The sequence below is a fragment of the Aquimixticola soesokkakensis genome, from assembly GCF_900172375.1.
Lineage (GTDB): Bacteria > Pseudomonadota > Alphaproteobacteria > Rhodobacterales > Rhodobacteraceae > Aquimixticola > Aquimixticola soesokkakensis.
The window spans coordinates 173,067-190,239 of record NZ_FWFS01000005.1 but is presented as its reverse complement, the minus strand read 5'-3'; the positions used below and the strand labels follow the sequence as shown (position 1 = coordinate 190,239).

The window sequence follows — 17,173 nt, the reverse complement described above, 5'->3', positions numbered from 1 at the left end:
TATAGCAATTGCAATTAGAAATACTTATGACAAATTGCTGCACCGCGGCTTTGCCACCAGACATGTGCCACACACCAAGGGATCGCGCGCCGAATGAACCTGACGATCAAACACCTCAGCTATTTCGTGGCCCTCGCGGAAACCGGATCTTTTGGCGGGGCCGCGGCCAAGGTCCATGTGACGCAACCGGCTTTGTCGCTTCAAATCAAGGACATGGAGGCGCGCATCGGCACGGCGCTTGTCGAACGCCTGCCGCGCGACATCCGGCTGACCCGCGCCGGGCAGGAAGTGTTGACGCGCGCGCGGGTCATTCTGGCGCAGATGCGGGATCTGGAAGCGGCGGTGCGCCTGTCGGAGGGTCTGCGCGGTCAGCTGTCGCTGGGGGTAATCCCGACGATTGCGCCCTATCTGCTGCCCCGTGCGCTGACGCGGATCAAGGCCGCGAACCTCGATCTGGAACTGCGGGTGCGCGAGGCCCAGACCGCCGATCTGCTGGCAGCGGTGGCGCAGGGACGGCTGGACGCCGCCGTCATCGCGCTGCCCTTTGAACTGGACGGGCTGGTGGCCGAACCGCTGTTCACCGACCGCTTTTTGCTGGCAGGGTCACGGGCGCGTATCGACAGCCTGCAAGGCACGAGCGCGCCGATGCGGCCCACCGATCTGCCGCCCGATGCGCTGCTGCTGCTGGACGAGGGGCACTGTCTGGCCGATCAGGCGCTGGAGGTCTGCGGGTTGAAACGCGCGCGCGCCTCGGTTGATCTTGGCGCCTCGTCGCTGGGAACGCTGTGCGGGATGGTGGGGCAGGGCTACGGGCTGACCTTCGTGCCCGAAATCGCGCTCAAGGCCGAACAGGCCGCCAGCCCCGAAATGGCCGTGCTGCGCTTTCCCACCCCCGAACCGGCGCGCACGATTGCTCTGGTGCGCCGCGCCTCCACCGAGGGCAAAAGCTGGTTCACCGATCTCGCCGCGCTGATCGCCGAGGCGGGAACCACCCAGATCGGCCTTGCGCGCGCCGATGTGCCCCAACAGGCCCGCGCCTGAACGCAAAAGGCCCGCCACCGGGGCGAGCCTTTCGTCACTGAGCGTGATGGAACCGCTTAGGCCGCAGCTTCGGCGGCTTTTGCGTCAAGGTATTTCAACAGGTTCTCGGGCGAGCTTTCCCCGTAGGGGTCTTCGCCGTGGTTGTCGCACAGGCCGGGCTCTTCGAACCAGGCTTCGATCTCACCGTCATTGACGATGGCGGCGTAGCGCCACGAACGCAGACCGAAACCGAGGTTGTCCTTGCGCACCAACATGCCCATGCGGCGGGTGAATTCCCCCGATCCGTCGGGAATGACGCCAACGTTTTCAAGGTTCTGACCCTTGGCCCATTGGTTCATCACGAAGGCGTCGTTGACGGACATGCAATAGATCGCGTCGATGCCTTTGGCTTGGAAATCGGCAAAGCCCTTTTCGAACCCCGGAAGCTGGTAGGTCGAGCAGGTGGGGGTAAAGGCGCCCGGAAGCGAGAAGAGCACAACGCGCTTGCCTTTGAAATAGTCGGAGGTGGTTTTATCTTCCCATTTGAAGGGGTTGGGGCCTTCGATGCTGTCGTCACGCACACGGGTGTGGAAGGTCACTTCGGGAAGTTTGTAGCCGGCTTTCATCGCGTCTGTCCTTTGCACTGGCACCGCCCTGACGGCGGCTTGGGGAGGAAAGACACAGCAAGACCTTGCAAAAACGGCGCAAGCGATGCTGCATCTGCACTATGGCGAGGGGTTTAGAGCGATTCTAAGGCACGTTTCAACGTGCATATGCCGCATGACAGGGTTGTGTCAGCCGATAGGGTTTTTGCGGGACATTCCCGTCCCCCTTGCCTATAAGACATGCAATTGCGACATGGGCGCCCGAGGAGCGGCGCGAGAGGACTTAGCGATGCGTGACCTGAAAATCCCCGAGCAACGCCACCCCGAAAAGGCGAAGCGCCCCGACAACGCCCAGCCCAAGAAACCCGACTGGATTCGCGTCAAGGCGCCGACTTCGGAGGGCTACAAGAAAACCCACGCCATCATGCGCGAGCACAAGCTGACCACCGTCTGCGAAGAGGCCGCGTGCCCCAACGCGGGGGAATGCTGGTCGCAGGGCCACGCGACGATGATGATCATGGGTGAAGTCTGCACGCGCGCCTGTTCGTTTTGCAACATCGCCACCGGCAAACCGCCCGAAGCGCTGGATGTCTTCGAACCGGGCCGTGTGGCGGATGCCGTCAAGAAGCTCGGCCTGAATCACGTGGTTATCACCTCTGTGGACCGCGACGATATCGAGGACGGCGGGGCCGAGCATTTTGCCCAGACCATCCGCGCCATCCGTCGCCAGTCTCCGGGCACGACAATCGAAATCCTGACACCGGATTTCATCCGCTGCGACCCTTCCGTCCTGGAACTTGTGGTCAAAGCCAAACCCGATGTGTTCAACCACAACCTTGAAACCGTGCCGGGCCTCTATCCCGAAGTGCGCCCCGGCGCGCGCTATTTCCACAGCCTGCGGCTGCTGCAACGGGTCAAGGAACTGGACCCCACAATGTTCACAAAATCGGGCATCATGGTCGGGCTGGGCGAGGACAAACAAGCCGTCACCCAGGTGATGGAAGACATGCGCGCTGCCGACATCGATTTTCTCACCATCGGCCAGTACCTGCAGCCAACCCCAAAACACCACCGCGTTGACCGCTTCGTCACGCCAGATGAATTCGCCACCTATGAGCGCACGGCCTATAACAAAGGCTTCCTGATGGTCTCGGCCACGCCGCTCACGCGCTCAAGCTACCATGCAGGGGACGACTTTGCGCGCCTGCGCGAAGCACGGTTGAAAAAACTCGGCGCTTGAAAGAGTAAAATTGCCAAGAAAACACACCCCGCCGGAGCGATCCGCGCGGGGTTTCTTTCGGAGCTAAATACCCATGGCGCTCTCGTTTCCAAGGGGCGGATTTTGGGTATTTTTATCCGAAAGAAACAAGGGGCGTTACTCAGATTGTGACGGTGGCACTGCTTTGAGATAGGCAACCAGATCGGCCACATCTTCTGGGGGAAGCTGGGCGAGATTGTCGATCACATAGGCCATATGGCCACCGGCGCTGTCAAAATCGGGGGTAAAGCCCGATGTCAGGTAATAGGCGATATCCTCGGGGGACCAATCCAGCCCGCTTGGGGTGATGTCGGGGTAGGTGCCGCCTTCGGGGTTGGGGCCACCTGCCAGCCAGTCGTCGCGCTTGAGTTGTCCCAGAGCGCCACGCGGGGTGTGGCATTCGGCGCAATGGCTCAGGCCTTCGGCAATGTAGCGGCCGCGGGTTTCCTGCTCGGAGAGGTTACCCGTTACGCTCCAGTCCTCACGCAAGAACAGCAGCTTCCAACCACCCAAAAGGCGGCGCTGGTTGAAGGGGAAGCCGACATCATGGGGCTTTGAGGGGCTGTCGGATGCGGGCAGGGTCATCAGATAGGCGTGCAAGGAGACGATGTCTTCGGGGGTGGTGTTGATGTAGGTCGTATAGGGGAAGGCGGGGTAGTAATGCGTGCCATCGGGGGAGGTGCCATGATGCATCGCGTTGTACAGATCGCGCGCGCTCCAACCGGCGATTCCGGCCACGGACGGGGATATGTTGGGCGCGTAGAATGTGCCGAAATCCGACGCCAGGGCCATTCCGCCCGAAAGCGCGCCGCCTGGATCGTCGCTATTCATGTGGCACGAGGCGCAGCCCCCCGCATGAAAGACCCATTCCCCGCGCGCAAGATCAGGGTCTGGCGCGCCTGCGAAACTGCCTTCGGGTTCCGCTGCCGGGATTGTCAAAAGCCAAAAGACGGCAAAGCCGAAAGCGGCAAGTCCGAGAAGCGGAAACAGGATACGGCGCATGGGACCTCTTGCATCAAACAGTTTCCCGGACGTTAGCAGGAATGACTGCGGGGCGCGCAACCGTGTTTTGACATTTTCGTGATTGGTCCGATCAGCGCGGCAGCACCGGCTTGCGGGGGGACTCTATCGTCAAGGCCTCCGGCCAGCCGACGACATGCTCTATCGCCACCAGGACCAGGCAGATCGCGACCACGCCGAGCACCAGTTTGACCCGTTTGGCCGAGGGCGGTTTGCGCGCCCAACGCGCGGCGCGCAGGAGGTGCATGGGGTTCATAGCTGGGGCTTTCTATCCGGTTTTGGTTGTTTTGGGTGGCACAATCGCGCGGGCTGGGGCACAACTTGGCTTGAATTCAGGCGGTTAGATTGACACATCTAGGCCGCAGACGACAGCCGAAAGAGACCCGATGCCGACCCACACCGACCGCCGTCATATGCCCTACAGCGTTGAACAGATGTATGATCTTGTGGCGGATGTGGCGCGCTATTCGGAGTTCCTGCCGTGGTGCGCGGCCGCGCGCATCCGCTCGCAAACGCCACATGAGGACCACTGTGTGCTTGATGCGGATCTGGTGATCTCGTTCAAAGTGTTTCGCGAAAAATTCGGCAGTCGCGTCACCTTGTGGCCCGCGTTTAGCGGTGCGGGGGACGTGGCCGGCATGAAGCGCATCGACACAGAATATCTGGACGGACCGTTTCGCTATCTCAAGAGCTATTGGCAATTCGCGCCCGCACAGGGGGGCGGATGCGATGTGGAATTCTTCGTCGATTTCGAGTTCAAAAACGCCATTTTGCAAGGGGTGATCGGGGTCGTGTTCAATGACGCCATGCAGCGTATCGTGCGTGCATTTGAACGGCGCGCGGCCGCGCTTTACGCCTGATCAGCTGCGGCTGACGAATTCCACCAACCCGCCCCACGGAAAGCGGCCAACCCAGACGGGGCGATCGTGGTGGTCGGCTTCGCGCATCGGGCCGTGGTACAGATAACCGCCTGCCGCGCGAAACCGATCGACCACGGCAAAGAGGTTGCTGACGACAAGCTGCGTCGAAAACGCCGACCCTGCGCGTGTGCCGGCGCTGCATTCGCGCAACTCAACGCGCTCGGACTGGCCCAGCGGCAGGTCCAGAACCGGCGAGGTCACGCTTTGCGCGCCCATGACCCGCGCGCCGAAAGCCTGTGCGAAAAACGCGGTGGCCTGGGCGAGATCGGGCACGTCGATGCGGGTTTTGTGTGGCTCTGAGGGGATGATATCCTGAGCGCAGGGCTGGTCTGCCAATCGCCTCGGGATTGGTAGGGACGTGAATTGGGGCGCTGATCGGGACTCTGGCTGGGGCATGCTACGGTCTCGCTACAGTTGCTGTCTTGACTGTAACGCTTCACGGTGGTGATTCAGTTGCAGATCATTCAAAATTTAATTTCTTTGGCCAAGATTGCGCGTCAAATGCCATGCAAACGGTGCGCAATCGCCGCTTTGGGCATCCTGTTGTCGTTGCCAGTCGCGCTGTCTGATTGCGCAGGCCGATCGAACAGGTCGCTCAGCTGCGCAGGTTTTGTGCCAGAAGCTGCAGCGCATGGGCCACGGTGGCGGCGCGCACCTGAGCGCGGCCCAAGGGGCCGAAATCAACGGTTTCGACCTGCGCGGGCTGACCGCGACGCGCAAGGCCAAAGCAGACGCGGCCTTCGGGTTTGTGCCCGGATCCACCCGGACCGGCGATGCCGGTCACGGCCACGCAGAGATCGGCCTGCGCCCGCGCCAGGGCGCCCAAGGCCATCTCGCGCGCCACGGATTCGCTGACGGCCCCATGGGCCTCGAGGGTGGCGGCGGACACCGCGAGCATGTCGATTTTGGCGGCGTTGGAATAGGTGACAAACCCGCGATCCACCACATCCGAACTGCCCGCCACATCGGTCAAGGCGGCGATGATGAGGCCGCCGGTGCAGCTTTCGGCGGTGGCGATTTTCACCCCCGCCGCCCGCGCCAGGGCCAAAACCTCTGCCCGAATGTCGGCCCGAATGTCGTCAGCGCCGCTCATCGCATCATCAGGCCATGCGCGGCCCCGGCGGCGATGATCACCACAACGGCGGCCATGGCCCCGGCGATCAGGTCGTCAAGCATCACGCCAAGCGCGTCGCCGCGACGGTCCGCCCAGCCCACAGGACCCGGTTTCCAGATGTCAAACAGGCGGAAGGCCAGAAAGGCGACGAGCCAGCCGGGCCACAGGGCGGTGACATCTGCCCCCATCATCGTGGCGCCCAAAGACACGGGCCACAGGGCGATGAACTGGCCTGCCACCTCGTCGATCACCACTTCGGAGGGGTCTTTGGAGGCCGAGGTTTCGAGGTATCGGCTGATGGCGCGGATGCCCAGAAGCGTCACCGCCAAAGTGGCGACCAGAACCAGCGGAAATCCCCCCAGACTGTGCAGCGCATAGAGCACGGGCAAGGCAACAAACGAGCCCCAGGTGCCCGGAGCCGGGGTCAGGTTGCCGACCCCAAAGAAGGTCGCGATCATTTTGGCAAATCCGTTCATGACTGGTCCTTTGCGTTCTGAAAATTGCGAATAAACAGCTGCTTACAGGCTGATCAGCAGGGCGCTGGCCTGCGCGGCAATGCCTTCGCCGCGCCCCGTAAATCCCAGCTTTTCCGATGTGGTGGCTTTGACGGAGACGCGCGCGACCTCAAGCCCCATGATCTGGGCAAGGCGCGCGCGCATGGCTTGGGCATGCGGGCCGATCTTGGGGCGCTCGCAAATCAGCGTGACATCGCAGTTTGAAATCCGGTAGCCCATCTCTTGCGCCAGATCGACGGCGTGGCGCAGGAAGATATCGGATGGCGCGCCTTTCCACTGCATATCGCTGGGCGGAAAATGCTGGCCGATGTCGCCTTGGGCCAAGGCTCCGTAAATCGCATCCGTGAGGGCATGCATGCCCACATCGCTGTCGGAATGGCCGTTCAGCCCGTGGCTATGCGCAATCTTGAGACCGCAGAGCCAAAGATGGTCGCCTTCGACAAAACTATGGACGTCAAATCCGGTGCCAACGCGCATATCCATCGCCGTCTCCTGTGCGGGGGTGGCAGGGGCGGAGCGCGCCAGAAGGGCGTATGCTCGATCGAAATCGCTTGCCTGCGTAATTTTGAAGTTATCCTCGTGACCGGCGACGATGGCCACATCCAGACCTGCGGCGCGGGCCACGGCGACATCATCTGCCGCGCTGCTTTGGGCCAAATCTGCGCCCAGATCAGCGACCTGTCGATGGGCCTCGAGGATGGCGGTAAAATGGAAACCCTGCGGGGTTTGCGCGCGCCACAGCCCGTCGCGCTGCTGCGTGCCGCTTACGCGCGGGCCGTCGGGGGTCTGGGTGCCGCGCCACAGCGCATCTGTCACCGCAAGGGCAGGGGCCGCGCCCTGCGCGTGATCCAGCGCCTGCACCACGGTTTCGATCACCACTGCCGGAACACAGGCGCGGGCCGCATCGTGGATAAGCACCTGATCCACCTTGCGCGCCACCAGCGCCTCAAGCCCTGCGCGCACGGAGGCGGCGCGGGTCTTGCCGCCGTTGACCTGAATCACGCGCGCGCCGTCACAAAGCGGTGCGATCCGCGCAGCATCTTCGGGGCGGGTCACAACGACGATCAGATCGACATGGGGGGAGAGCGCCGCAAGCGTGTGGTCGATGACGCGCTGCGCGCCGATCATGCGCCACTGTTTGGCCAGGCCGCCGCCCGCCCGCAGTCCCCGTCCTGCGGCCACGACGACCGCGGCCCGCAGCGGCGTTTCCCGCGGCGCGGGCGTCCTGTGCGGCGTGTCGGGCGAAAGCGGGGCATCGGTCATGAAACGCGGTCCAAAGCGGGTGAGAGGGTGGTTGCCAAACTCCTAAGCGCTCGCGGCGGGGCTGTCCATGCCAAGCTCCCCGCCGGCGGGGCGGGCGCAAACGCCCCGCGCCAGACAAGCGCCGCGCGCAAATTTGCCGTCCTCCTGCACATTCGCGATATCTGCCTAAATTACAGGCATATCTGAATAGAGGCCTTAAATTTGGGCCAACGGGTTTGAACTCCGCGAAAACTCGGAGTAGCCCTGTAAGGAATGCTTAAGGATTAATCGCTTGCCGCTTTCTCTGGCTGATCTCACGTTGGACCCTCCGGTGTTTCTGGCCCCCATGGCCGGAATTACCGATCTTCCGTTTCGCAATCTGGTTGCGTCTTTTGGCGCGGGCCTTGTTGTGTCGGAAATGGTGGCCAGTCAGGAAATGGTGCAATCCAAACCGGGCGTGCGCGAAAAGGCCGAATTGGGCTTTGGGGTGGAAAACACCGCCGTGCAGCTCGCCGGACGCGATGCCCAATGGATGGCCGAGGCCGCGCGGATCGTTGCGGGCAACGGGGCGCGTATCATCGACATCAACATGGGCTGCCCTGCGAAAAAAGTGGTGAACGGCTATTCGGGCTCGGCGCTGATGCGCGACCTCGATCACGCGCTGACCCTGATCGAGGCGGTGGTGGGCGCGGTGTCGGTTCCCGTGACGCTGAAAACCCGCCTTGGCTGGGACGATGCCTTGCGCAATGCGCCTACGCTTGCGCGACGCGCGCAGGATGCGGGGGTTCAGCTTGTGACCATTCACGGCCGCACCCGCTGTCAGTTCTACAAAGGCTGCGCCGATTGGGCCGCGATCCGTGCCATCAAAGAGGCCGTCACCATTCCCGTTGTGGCCAATGGCGATATCACCTCGCCCGGGCGGGCGCGCGACGCGCTGCGCCAATCGGGTGCGGATGGGGTGATGATCGGGCGCGGCGCGCAGGGGCGTCCGTGGCTTTTGGCCGAGGTCGCTGCAAATCTGACCGGCGCGCCCGCCCCGCGCATCCCCCAGGGGCGCGCTTTTGCCGACATGGTGGCGGGTCACTATGAGGCGGGGCTGTCGTTTTACGGCAAGGATTTGGGCCTCAAAGTGCTGCGCAAGCATCTGGGGTGGTACATGGACACCGCCGCGACCAGTGGCGATCTGCGCAAGCGCCTGTTGACGGCAAAATCCCCCGCCGAAGTCTTTGCGTTGATCCCCGACGCGCTTGGCGCGTCTTCGCAACCCGACGCGCTTGGTGCGGATCTGCGCGCACCCGCACGGCGTGCGGATTCTTCGACCTCCTCCCCTGATCGCGAGCCTGCCGCATGATTCCCAGTTTCGATACTCTTTGGCCTTCCTTGCCGATCCCTGCGCTGATTATCGACGCAGCCGATCTGGTGGCCGATCTCAATGCGGCGGCGGAAAATTTCCTCAATGCCTCCGCCAAATCCATGCGCGAAACGCCGGTGCTGGACCGTTTGGCAATCGATGCACCGCTTGAGGAATCCTTTCTGCGGGTGCGCCGCGACAACGCGCCCTTGTTCATCAACAATGTGGATGTCTCCTCGGGCCAGAGCGCGCCGGTGCAATGCAATATCCAGCTTGCGCCGCTGCTTGGCCTGCCGGGGGCGATCCTCATTTTGATGGAGCCGCGCCAGATTGCAGATCGCCTCGGGCGCGCGCATTCGGTCAAATCCTCCGCCCGCTCGGCCATCGGCATGGCCGAAATGCTGGCCCATGAAATCAAGAACCCGCTGGCCGGCATCACCGGTGCGGCGCAACTGTTGTCCATGAGCCTGACGCCCGAGGATCAGGAACTTACCGATCTGATCGTGGCCGAAAGCCGCCGGATCGTCGCGCTGCTCGATCAGGTTGAGCAATTTGGCAACCTGCGTCCGCCCGAACGGCGCGCGGTAAATATCCACGATCTGCTGGACCGTGCGCGCAAATCCGCCGAAGTGGGCTACGCGGCCAATATGCATTTCGTCGAGGATTTCGACCCCTCCTTGCCCGCAACCTATGTCGATGGCGACCAGATTTTGCAGGTGTTTTTGAACCTGCTCAAGAATGCCGCCCAAGCGGCGGGCCAGAATGGCGGCACCATCCGCTTGCGCAGTTTTTATGACCTGTCGCTGCGGCTGCGGCGCAAGGACGGGACGGGCGGCGCCTTGCCGTTGCAAGTTGAAATCATCGACGATGGCCCCGGTATCCCGCCCGATATCGCCGCCGATATTTTCGAGCCCTTCGTGTCGGGGCGCGAGAATGGCACGGGGCTGGGTCTGGCGCTGGTGTCCAAGATCATATCCGACCATGAGGGCTGGATTTCCGTTGACAGTGTCCCCGGGCGGACCGCCTTTCGCATCTCGCTGCCCGTTGCGCCCAAGGACAGTGCAAAATGACCCGACAGCCTGACAGAAAACTGTCTCACTTTGGGGATAAACCCTCTGCAAGTGACCCGTATTTAAAGACTTTCGCGCAAATGCCCTGTTGCCAGCGCGCCGTGACCAAGGAGATCTGAACATGGACGGAACCGTTCTTGTTGCCGACGACGACCGCACCATTCGCACCGTCCTGACCCAAGCGCTGACCCGCGCGGGCTGCAAGGTTCATGCGACCTCGTCGCTTGTGACGCTGATGCGCTGGGTCGAAGAGGGCAAAGGCGATCTGGTGATCTCCGATGTGATCATGCCCGATGGCAACGGGCTTGAAGCCTTGCCCAAAATCGCACAGGAACGCCCCGGCCTGCCCGTGATCGTCATCTCGGCCCAAAACACGATCATGACGGCCATTCAGGCCGCCGAGGCCGAAGCCTTTGACTATCTGCCCAAGCCCTTTGATCTGCCGGATTTGATGAAACGGGCAGCGCGCGCGCTTGAGGTCAAACGCCGCGCCAATCCCGCGCCCTCAACCGCCAAAGCGCCCGTCCAACCCAAGGAAGACCTGCCGCTGGTGGGGCGCACCCCGGCGATGCAGGCGCTCTATCGCCTTGTGGCGCGGGTGATGAACACCGATCTTCCGGTGTTGATCACGGGCGAAAGCGGCACGGGAAAATCCCTGATTGCCCGCGCGATCCACGATTTTTCCGACCGCCGCACCCTGCCGTTTGTCGTGGTGTCTGCTGCCGATTTGCAGACGATGGAAGGGCCTGCAACGGTCATTTCCAAGGCCAAGAACGGTTCGATCCTGTTTGACGAGGTGGGCGATGTCGACGAGGAGGCGCAGGCGCGCATCGTGCGGATGCTCGACAGTTTCACCGATAACGCGCCGCGCATCATGGCGACCTCCCAGGCCAACCTGAGTGCCAAAATGGAAAGCGGCGCCTTTCGTCAGGACCTGTTTTACCGGCTGGGCGGGGTGACGATCAACGTGCCCTCCTTGCGCGAGCGGGTGGATGACATCCCGCTGCTGGCAGAGCATTTTCTGGGCCGCGCCGAACGCGACGGGCTGAGCCCGCGCCGCTTTAGCCCCGAGGCGCTCGACCTCGTGCGCGCCTACAGCTGGCCCGGAAACGTGCGCCAGTTGGAAAACACCATCCGCCGTCTGGTGGTGACCGCCCCCGAGGAAGAAATTACCCGCACCGAAACCGAGGCCGTGCTGGGGAATCAACCGGCAATGGAGCCGCTCAAGGGCGGGGGCGAGGGCGAACAGTTGACCTCTTCGGTGGCCAAACACCTGCGCCGCTATTTCGACCTGCACGGGGGCATGTTGCCGCCGCCCGGCCTGTACCAGCGCATTTTGCGCGAAGTCGAGGCGCCTTTGATCGAGATCGCGCTGGATGCGGTTGGCGGAAATCAGGCAAAATGTGCTGATCTGCTTGGCATCAACCGCAATACCTTGCGCAAAAAGATCACCGACCTCGATATTCAGGTGACACGCCGCCGCAAATTGATGTAAAACCGCAACAAGGCCGTGGTTTTTCGGGCGCAGTGAGAAATTCGTCGCAGGTGCGGCAGATTTGTCAGCCCGCGCGCCACGGCCCTGATCAAAAGAGGCACGCCAGAGGCCTCGCAGGCGGTTAAACAGGAATTTGCGGTGCGACTTTTCGTCAACACCTCACGGATAAAGACGGATCGCGCAAAAGCCGGTCAGGACCAAGCCGATACGGCAGGGGATGACGGCACACAGGGTGATCCGGCCGTGCGCGACCCCGGGGCGTTCCCCGCGACGCAGAGCGATGTCACCGCGCGCGCCGAGGGGGCTGCGCGCAGCCCGTCGCGCGCCCGCATGGGGCGGCGGATGCGCACCGAAGCAATGATGCGCTTTGCCCGCCTGCGCCGTCAGCGCCGGTTTCAGAACATTCTCACCATTGCCGTGGTCGGGCTGGGACCGATCCTTGCGCTGGCCACCTTTCTGGTGCTTGGGCCTCTCGATCAGGGGGCTGCGACCACGCCGCTGCGGGCCACGTTGCTGGCCGATTTCATCTATGTTTTGATCGTTGCCTCGCTGGTGGCGCAGCGCGTTGTGCGCATGGTGATTGCGCGGCGCAACCAGTCGGCGGGGTCGCGCTTGCACCTGCGCCTTACCGGGGTCTTTGCGCTTTTGGCGCTGATCCCGACGGTGACGGTGGCGGTCTTTGCGGTGGCGACGCTGAACTTCGGGCTTGAGGGGTGGTTTTCGGAACGGGTGCGCAATGTAGTGGGCACCTCGATGCAGGCGGCTGAAGCCTATGAAGCCGAGCACCGCGACGCGCTTGTGGCCGACACGCGCGGGCTGTCCAATTTTATTTCCGATGCGCGGCGCCAACTGACATTGCTGCCGGACGGGGAGCTGCGCCAAGTGCTCAACCAGGGGCAGGGGCTGATCCAGCGCGGGTTGCGCGAGGCCTATGTGATCGACAGCAAAGGCGAAATCCGCGCGCGCGGCACACGCAGCTATCTCTTTGATTACGAACAACCTTCAGAGGCGGACATCACCCGCGCCGGTGCGGGCGAAGTGGTGGTGATCCGCGATTGGGATGTGAATGAATTTCGCGCCCTGATGAAAATTTCCGGATTTGCCGATCGCTATCTCTACGTCACCCGCGACGTGGACGGGGCGATTTTGAGCCTGCTGGACGACACGCAACAGACGGTCAAACTCTACACCCAGCTTGAAAACGAACGGGGGCGGCTGCTGTTCGAATTCGGGCTGATTTATCTGGGCTTTGCGCTGATCCTCATTTTGGCTGCGACATGGCTGGGCCTGTGGTTTGCCGAACGGCTTGCGCGCCCTGTGGGGCGTCTGACGGGGGCGGCGCAACGCGTGGGGGGCGGCGATCTGGACGTGCAGGTCATCGAGGAAGAGGGCAACGACGAAATCGCCATGCTGGGGCGGATTTTCAACCAGATGACACGCCAGCTCAAAGGCCAGCGCGAGACGCTGCTCGAGCGCAACGATCAGATCGACGCGCGGCGTCGCCTGTTTGACTCGGTGCTCGGCTCGGTCACCTCGGGGGTGATCGGTCTGGATGTGGCCGGGCAGGTCACGCTGGCAAACCGCTCGGCGCTCAAGCTGGTGGATATCGACGAGACCCGCGCGCAGGGCGAACCCCTGTCGGTCGCCGTGCCGGAATTTGCCCCGTTGTTTGACGCGCTGCGTGCCTCGGGGCGTGAAACCGCGCAGGACGAAGTGCGCCTGACGCGCAGTGGCCATCAGGAAATCCTGCTGGTGCGCATGGCGCTGCGGCGCGGCGAAAGCGGCGACCCCGAGGGCTATGTGGTCGCGTTCGACGATGTGACCTCGCTGGTCAGCGCGCAACGCTCTGCGGCCTGGGGCGATGTTGCGCGCCGCATTGCCCATGAGATCAAGAACCCGCTGACGCCGATCCAGCTTTCGGCCGAGCGGATCAAGCGCCGGTTCCGGCGCGAGCTGGGGGAAGAAGAGGCCATCGCGCTGGAACAGCTGACCGATGTGATCGTGCGCCAGACAGGCGATCTGCGCCGGATCGTGGACGAGTTTTCCAAATTCGCCCGGATGCCCGAGCCGGAGCGGCGCGATCACGATCTGGCCGAACTGGCGCGGGGCGCGGTGTTGTTGCAGCAAAACGCCCAGCCCGATGTCAAAATCGAGTTTTCGTCGGATGCGGCGCGCTACCCGATGAGCGTGGATGCGACCATGATGGGGCAGGCCTTGACAAACCTGATCAAGAACGCCGGAGAAGCCATTGAAACCCTGTATGAAAAGGGCGCTCCTGATGGGCATGAAAAGCGGATTCGCGTGCGCCTTGAGCGCTGCGAGTTCACCGAAGAGGGCGACAGCCTGCGCAAACCGGGCGTGCTGTTGGTGATTGAAGACAACGGCATCGGCCTGCCGCAAGATCGCTCGCGGCTGTTCGAGCCCTATGTGACGACGCGCGACAAGGGCACGGGACTTGGCCTGCCGATCGTGAAGAAGATAATTGAGGAACATGGCGGCACGCTGCATCTGTCGGATGCACAGCCGCTTGATCGCACAGCCCAAATCGGCGCGCGGGCGGAAATTCGCCTCTCGTTAGAACAAGCCGAAATGCGTGTGCAAAAACAGGAGCTTGCAGTATGATGTTTGGATGGGGGTTCAGCCATGGGTGATATTTTGATTGTGGATGACGAGCGCGATATTCGCGAACTCGTCTCGGATATTCTGAAGGACGAAGGCTACGAGACGCGGCTTGCGCATAATTCGGATGCCTGTATGGCGGCGATTGCCGAGGCCAAGCCTGCGCTGATGATCCTCGATATCTGGCTCAAAGACAGCGACATGGACGGGATCGATATTCTCAAAACCGTCAAGCGCGACCACCCCGAAATTCCGATCATCATCATTTCGGGTCATGGCAACATCGAAATTGCTGTCGCTGCGATCAAACAAGGGGCCTATGATTTCATCGAGAAGCCTTTCAACATCGACCAGTTGCTGGTGGTGATGGGGCGCGCGATGGAGGCCTCGCGGCTGCGGCGCGAAAACGCCAGCCTGCGGCGGCGCGACAATGCGGCGGTCGATATGATCGGCTCTTCGGCGGTGTTCAAACTGCTCAAATCCAACCTCGACAAGGTGACGAAATCCAACGGGCGCGTCATGCTGAGCGGCCCGGCGGGCGTGGGCAAGGAACTTGCCGCGCGCTATATCCACCAGCAATCCAACCGGGCCAGCGGCCCCTTTGTCACCGTCAATTCCGCCTCCATCGAACCCGACCGCATGGAAGAAGTGCTCTTCGGGCGCGAAACCCCCGAGCGCGGCGTTGAAAAAGGGCTGCTCGAGCAGGCCAGCAACGGGGTGATTTTCTTTGACGAGGTGGCGGATATGCCCCTTGGCACCCAGTCCAAAATCCTGCGCGTTCTGGTGGATCAAAGCTTTGTGCGGGTCGGGGGCGGCGATAAAGTGCGCGTCGATCTGCGGGTTGTGTCCTCGACCAACCGCGATTTGCAGGCCGAAATCGCTGCCGGCACCTTTCGTCAGGAACTCTATCACCGGCTGAACGTGGTGCCGATTGCGGTGCCGTCGCTGGAAGAGCGGCGCGAGGATATTCCCGAACTTGCTGAGGCTTTCCTCACGCATTTCAACGAGACCCAGGGCCTGCCGCTGCGCAAGCTTTCGGCCGATGCGGTGGCCTTGCTGCAAACGCTGCCCTGGCCTGGCAATGTGCGCCAGCTCAAGAATGTCATCGAGCGGGTGTTGATTTTGGGCGATGGCGCGGGAGAAATCTCCGCGGCCGAATTGCCCTCCGACGATACCGCCCCCAGCGACGAAGGCCGCGCGGTCCTGTCCTCGACGATTGCGACCATGCCGCTGCGCGAAGCGCGCGAATTGTTCGAACGCGAGTATCTTTTGACCCAGATCAACCGCTTTGGCGGGAATATTTCGCGCACAGCGACCTTTGTGGGCATGGAACGCTCGGCCTTGCATCGCAAACTCAAGTCTTTGGGCGTCGTGACGGGGGCGAAATCGGGCGGGCGCATGGCCTATGTCGAGGAAGAACCCGCAGAGTAGGCGCGCGCGGTTTTGCACCTGCGCAGCGCCGCTTGCGCGGGCATTGACCCGCTTTTAAACGCGTGCGATGTCGGGGCCATGTTTCAAGAACAGACAGGCCGCGCGCGGATGTCACAACAAGTCAGGGCAAGGCGATGAAAGTCATCATTTGCGGGGCAGGGCAGGTCGGCTGGCAAATCGCGCGCCAGTTGTCCGGCGAGCACAACGATGTGACGGTGGTCGATAGCAACTCCGAACTGGTGCGCCGCGCCACGGATACGCTGGATGTGCAGGGGGTGACGGGCTTTGCCTCCTATCCCGATGTGCTGGAACAGGCGGGCGCGCGCGACGCGGATATGGTGATCGCGGCGACCTATTCGGACGAGGTCAACATGGTCACCTGTCAGGTGGCGCATTCGATCTTTTCCATCCCGCGCAAGATCGCCCGTTTGCGCGCGCCCTCCTATCTGAACTCGGCCTATTCCGATCTGTACCGGCGCGACCATCTGCCGATCGATGTGGTCATTTCCCCCGAAAAAGAAGTCGCGGATGCGGCCTTGCGGCGTCTTTCGGCGCCAGCGGCCTTTGACACGCAAAGTTTTCTGGGCGGCGCGGCGCAGCTGGTCGGTATCACGCTTGATGAGTCCTGTCCTGTGCTCAACACCTCCCTACGCCAGCTCACCGATCTGTTTTCGACCCTGCAAGCGGTGGTCGTGGGCATCCGGCGCGACGGGCGCATTTTTGCCCCCGAAGCCGATGACCAGCTGTTTGGCACCGATGAAGTCTATGTCATGCTCAAATCCGAAGATCTGGCGCGCACGCTGGAAATCTTTGGCAAAACCCAAAAGAAACAAGAGCGTGTGGTGATTTTGGGCGCAGGCAACGTGGGGCTTGGTGTCGCCCGCGCGCTGGAGGCGAGCACCGAACGGGTGCGCGCCAAACTGATCGACCGCGACCGCGTGGTGGCTGAACGCGCCGCCGACTCGCTGGAGCGCACGATTGTGTTGCACGGCGATGCGCTGGACGTGGAATTGCTGGGCGAGGCGGGCATTTCCAAAGCCAACGCCGTGCTCTGCGTCACCGATGACGACAAAACCAACATTCTGGCGGCGGTGCGCGCCAAACAGGCGGGCTGCCAGCTGGCGATTGTTCTGGTCAACGACCCCTCGCTGGTGCCGATCCTGAACGGGCTGGACATCGACGCCTATATCAACCCGCGCGCCACCACCGTGTCCTCGATTTTGCGCCATATCCGCCACGGGCGCGTGCGCGGTGTCTATTCTGTGGGCGATAACGAGGCCGAGGTGATCGAAGCCCAGGTTCTGTCAACCTCGCCGCTGTCAGGCCAGCAAATCCGCGACATCGATTTCCCCGAAGGCGTTCTCGTGGGCGCGGTCATGAAGGGGGCGAAATACGTCAAACCCACCGCCGCAACCCGCATCGAGGAGGGCGATGTGATCGTCCTCTTCGCCATGGCCAGCGATGTGCGCGAAGTCGAGCGCCTGTTGCAAGTCTCCATCGACTTTTTCTAGAC

Annotated in this window: 16 protein-coding genes; 9 read left to right on the top strand and 7 right to left on the bottom strand. The window is 62.4% G+C overall.

All coding sequences use genetic code 11. From position 1 onward, the window contains the following. The first annotated feature begins 93 nt into the window (after positions 1-93). The gene (locus tag AQS8620_RS08100) at positions 94-1,041 is read left to right on the top strand and encodes a hydrogen peroxide-inducible genes activator (RefSeq protein ID WP_085836343.1); all 948 of its coding nucleotides are present in this window, start codon (positions 94-96) and stop codon (positions 1,039-1,041) included. Between the two features lie 56 nt (positions 1,042-1,097). On the opposite strand, the gene AQS8620_RS08095 is transcribed toward AQS8620_RS08100, so the two are convergent. Further along, positions 1,098-1,646, bottom strand: coding sequence for a peroxiredoxin (locus AQS8620_RS08095; RefSeq protein WP_085836426.1), 549 nt, complete (start codon positions 1,644-1,646; stop codon positions 1,098-1,100). 268 nt (positions 1,647-1,914) lie between these two features. Here AQS8620_RS08095 and lipA point away from each other — a divergent pair, with 268 nt between their 5' ends. Then, on the top strand, positions 1,915-2,865 hold the full coding sequence (gene lipA / locus AQS8620_RS08090) for a lipoyl synthase (protein WP_085836342.1): 951 nt from the start codon (positions 1,915-1,917) through the stop codon (positions 2,863-2,865). A 135-nt stretch (positions 2,866-3,000) separates the two neighbouring features. Here the strand turns inward: lipA and AQS8620_RS08085 are convergent, their stop codons facing one another. Then, complete coding sequence (locus AQS8620_RS08085) at positions 3,001-3,885, bottom strand: cytochrome c (RefSeq protein WP_085836341.1); 885 nt, start codon at positions 3,883-3,885, stop codon at positions 3,001-3,003. 91 nt (positions 3,886-3,976) lie between these two features. Further along, positions 3,977-4,159: a hypothetical protein gene (locus tag AQS8620_RS08080; protein WP_085836340.1), complete on the bottom strand. Its 183-nt coding sequence runs from the start codon at positions 4,157-4,159 to the stop codon at positions 3,977-3,979. 130 nt (positions 4,160-4,289) lie between these two features. Between AQS8620_RS08080 and AQS8620_RS08075 the strand changes: the two genes are divergently transcribed. Next, positions 4,290-4,763, top strand: a complete 474-nt coding sequence (locus AQS8620_RS08075; protein WP_085836339.1) for a type II toxin-antitoxin system RatA family toxin — start codon at positions 4,290-4,292, stop codon at positions 4,761-4,763. Here AQS8620_RS08075 and AQS8620_RS08070 read toward each other — a convergent pair whose 3' ends face one another. From AQS8620_RS08070 to AQS8620_RS08055, 4 genes are all read right to left on the bottom strand, one after another. Then, positions 4,764-5,096 carry a hypothetical protein gene (locus AQS8620_RS08070; RefSeq protein ID WP_143267475.1) on the bottom strand — a complete coding sequence of 111 codons (333 nt, stop codon included), beginning with the start codon at positions 5,094-5,096 and terminating at the stop codon, positions 4,764-4,766. A 322-nt stretch (positions 5,097-5,418) separates the two neighbouring features. After that, positions 5,419-5,916 carry a CinA family protein gene (locus AQS8620_RS08065; RefSeq protein WP_085836337.1) on the bottom strand — a complete coding sequence of 166 codons (498 nt, stop codon included), beginning with the start codon at positions 5,914-5,916 and terminating at the stop codon, positions 5,419-5,421. Continuing rightward, positions 5,913-6,413 (bottom strand): phosphatidylglycerophosphatase A family protein, encoded by a 501-nt coding sequence (locus AQS8620_RS08060; protein WP_085836336.1) that lies wholly within the window; start codon positions 6,411-6,413, stop codon positions 5,913-5,915. Before AQS8620_RS08060 ends, AQS8620_RS08065 begins: the two co-directional genes overlap by 4 nt. 42 nt (positions 6,414-6,455) lie before the next feature. Further along, complete coding sequence (locus AQS8620_RS08055; protein WP_085836335.1) at positions 6,456-7,715, bottom strand: bifunctional 2-C-methyl-D-erythritol 4-phosphate cytidylyltransferase/2-C-methyl-D-erythritol 2,4-cyclodiphosphate synthase; 1,260 nt, start codon at positions 7,713-7,715, stop codon at positions 6,456-6,458. Positions 7,716-7,986: 271 nt separating this feature from the next. Here AQS8620_RS08055 and dusB point away from each other — a divergent pair, with 271 nt between their 5' ends. From dusB to trkA, 6 genes are all read left to right on the top strand, one after another. Beyond that, on the top strand, positions 7,987-9,045 hold the full coding sequence (gene dusB, locus AQS8620_RS08050) for a tRNA dihydrouridine synthase DusB (RefSeq protein WP_085836334.1): 1,059 nt from the start codon (positions 7,987-7,989) through the stop codon (positions 9,043-9,045). Beyond that, the gene (locus tag AQS8620_RS08045) at positions 9,042-10,115 is read left to right on the top strand and encodes a two-component system sensor histidine kinase NtrB (protein WP_085836333.1); all 1,074 of its coding nucleotides are present in this window, start codon (positions 9,042-9,044) and stop codon (positions 10,113-10,115) included. Before dusB ends, AQS8620_RS08045 begins: the two co-directional genes overlap by 4 nt. Positions 10,116-10,236: 121 nt before the next feature. After that, a complete protein-coding gene (locus AQS8620_RS08040; protein WP_085836332.1) occupies positions 10,237-11,610 on the top strand; it encodes a response regulator in 1,374 nt (457 codons plus the stop codon). A gap of 330 nt (positions 11,611-11,940) precedes the next feature. Continuing rightward, positions 11,941-14,232: a sensor histidine kinase NtrY-like gene (locus AQS8620_RS08035; protein WP_085836425.1), complete on the top strand. Its 2,292-nt coding sequence runs from the start codon at positions 11,941-11,943 to the stop codon at positions 14,230-14,232. A 21-nt stretch (positions 14,233-14,253) separates the two neighbouring features. Beyond that, on the top strand, positions 14,254-15,660 hold the full coding sequence (gene ntrX / locus AQS8620_RS08030) for a nitrogen assimilation response regulator NtrX (RefSeq protein WP_085836331.1): 1,407 nt from the start codon (positions 14,254-14,256) through the stop codon (positions 15,658-15,660). Positions 15,661-15,794: 134 nt separating this feature from the next. Next, positions 15,795-17,171, top strand: coding sequence for a Trk system potassium transporter TrkA (gene trkA / locus AQS8620_RS08025; RefSeq protein WP_085836330.1), 1,377 nt, complete (start codon positions 15,795-15,797; stop codon positions 17,169-17,171). Positions 17,172-17,173 lie beyond the last annotated feature (2 nt).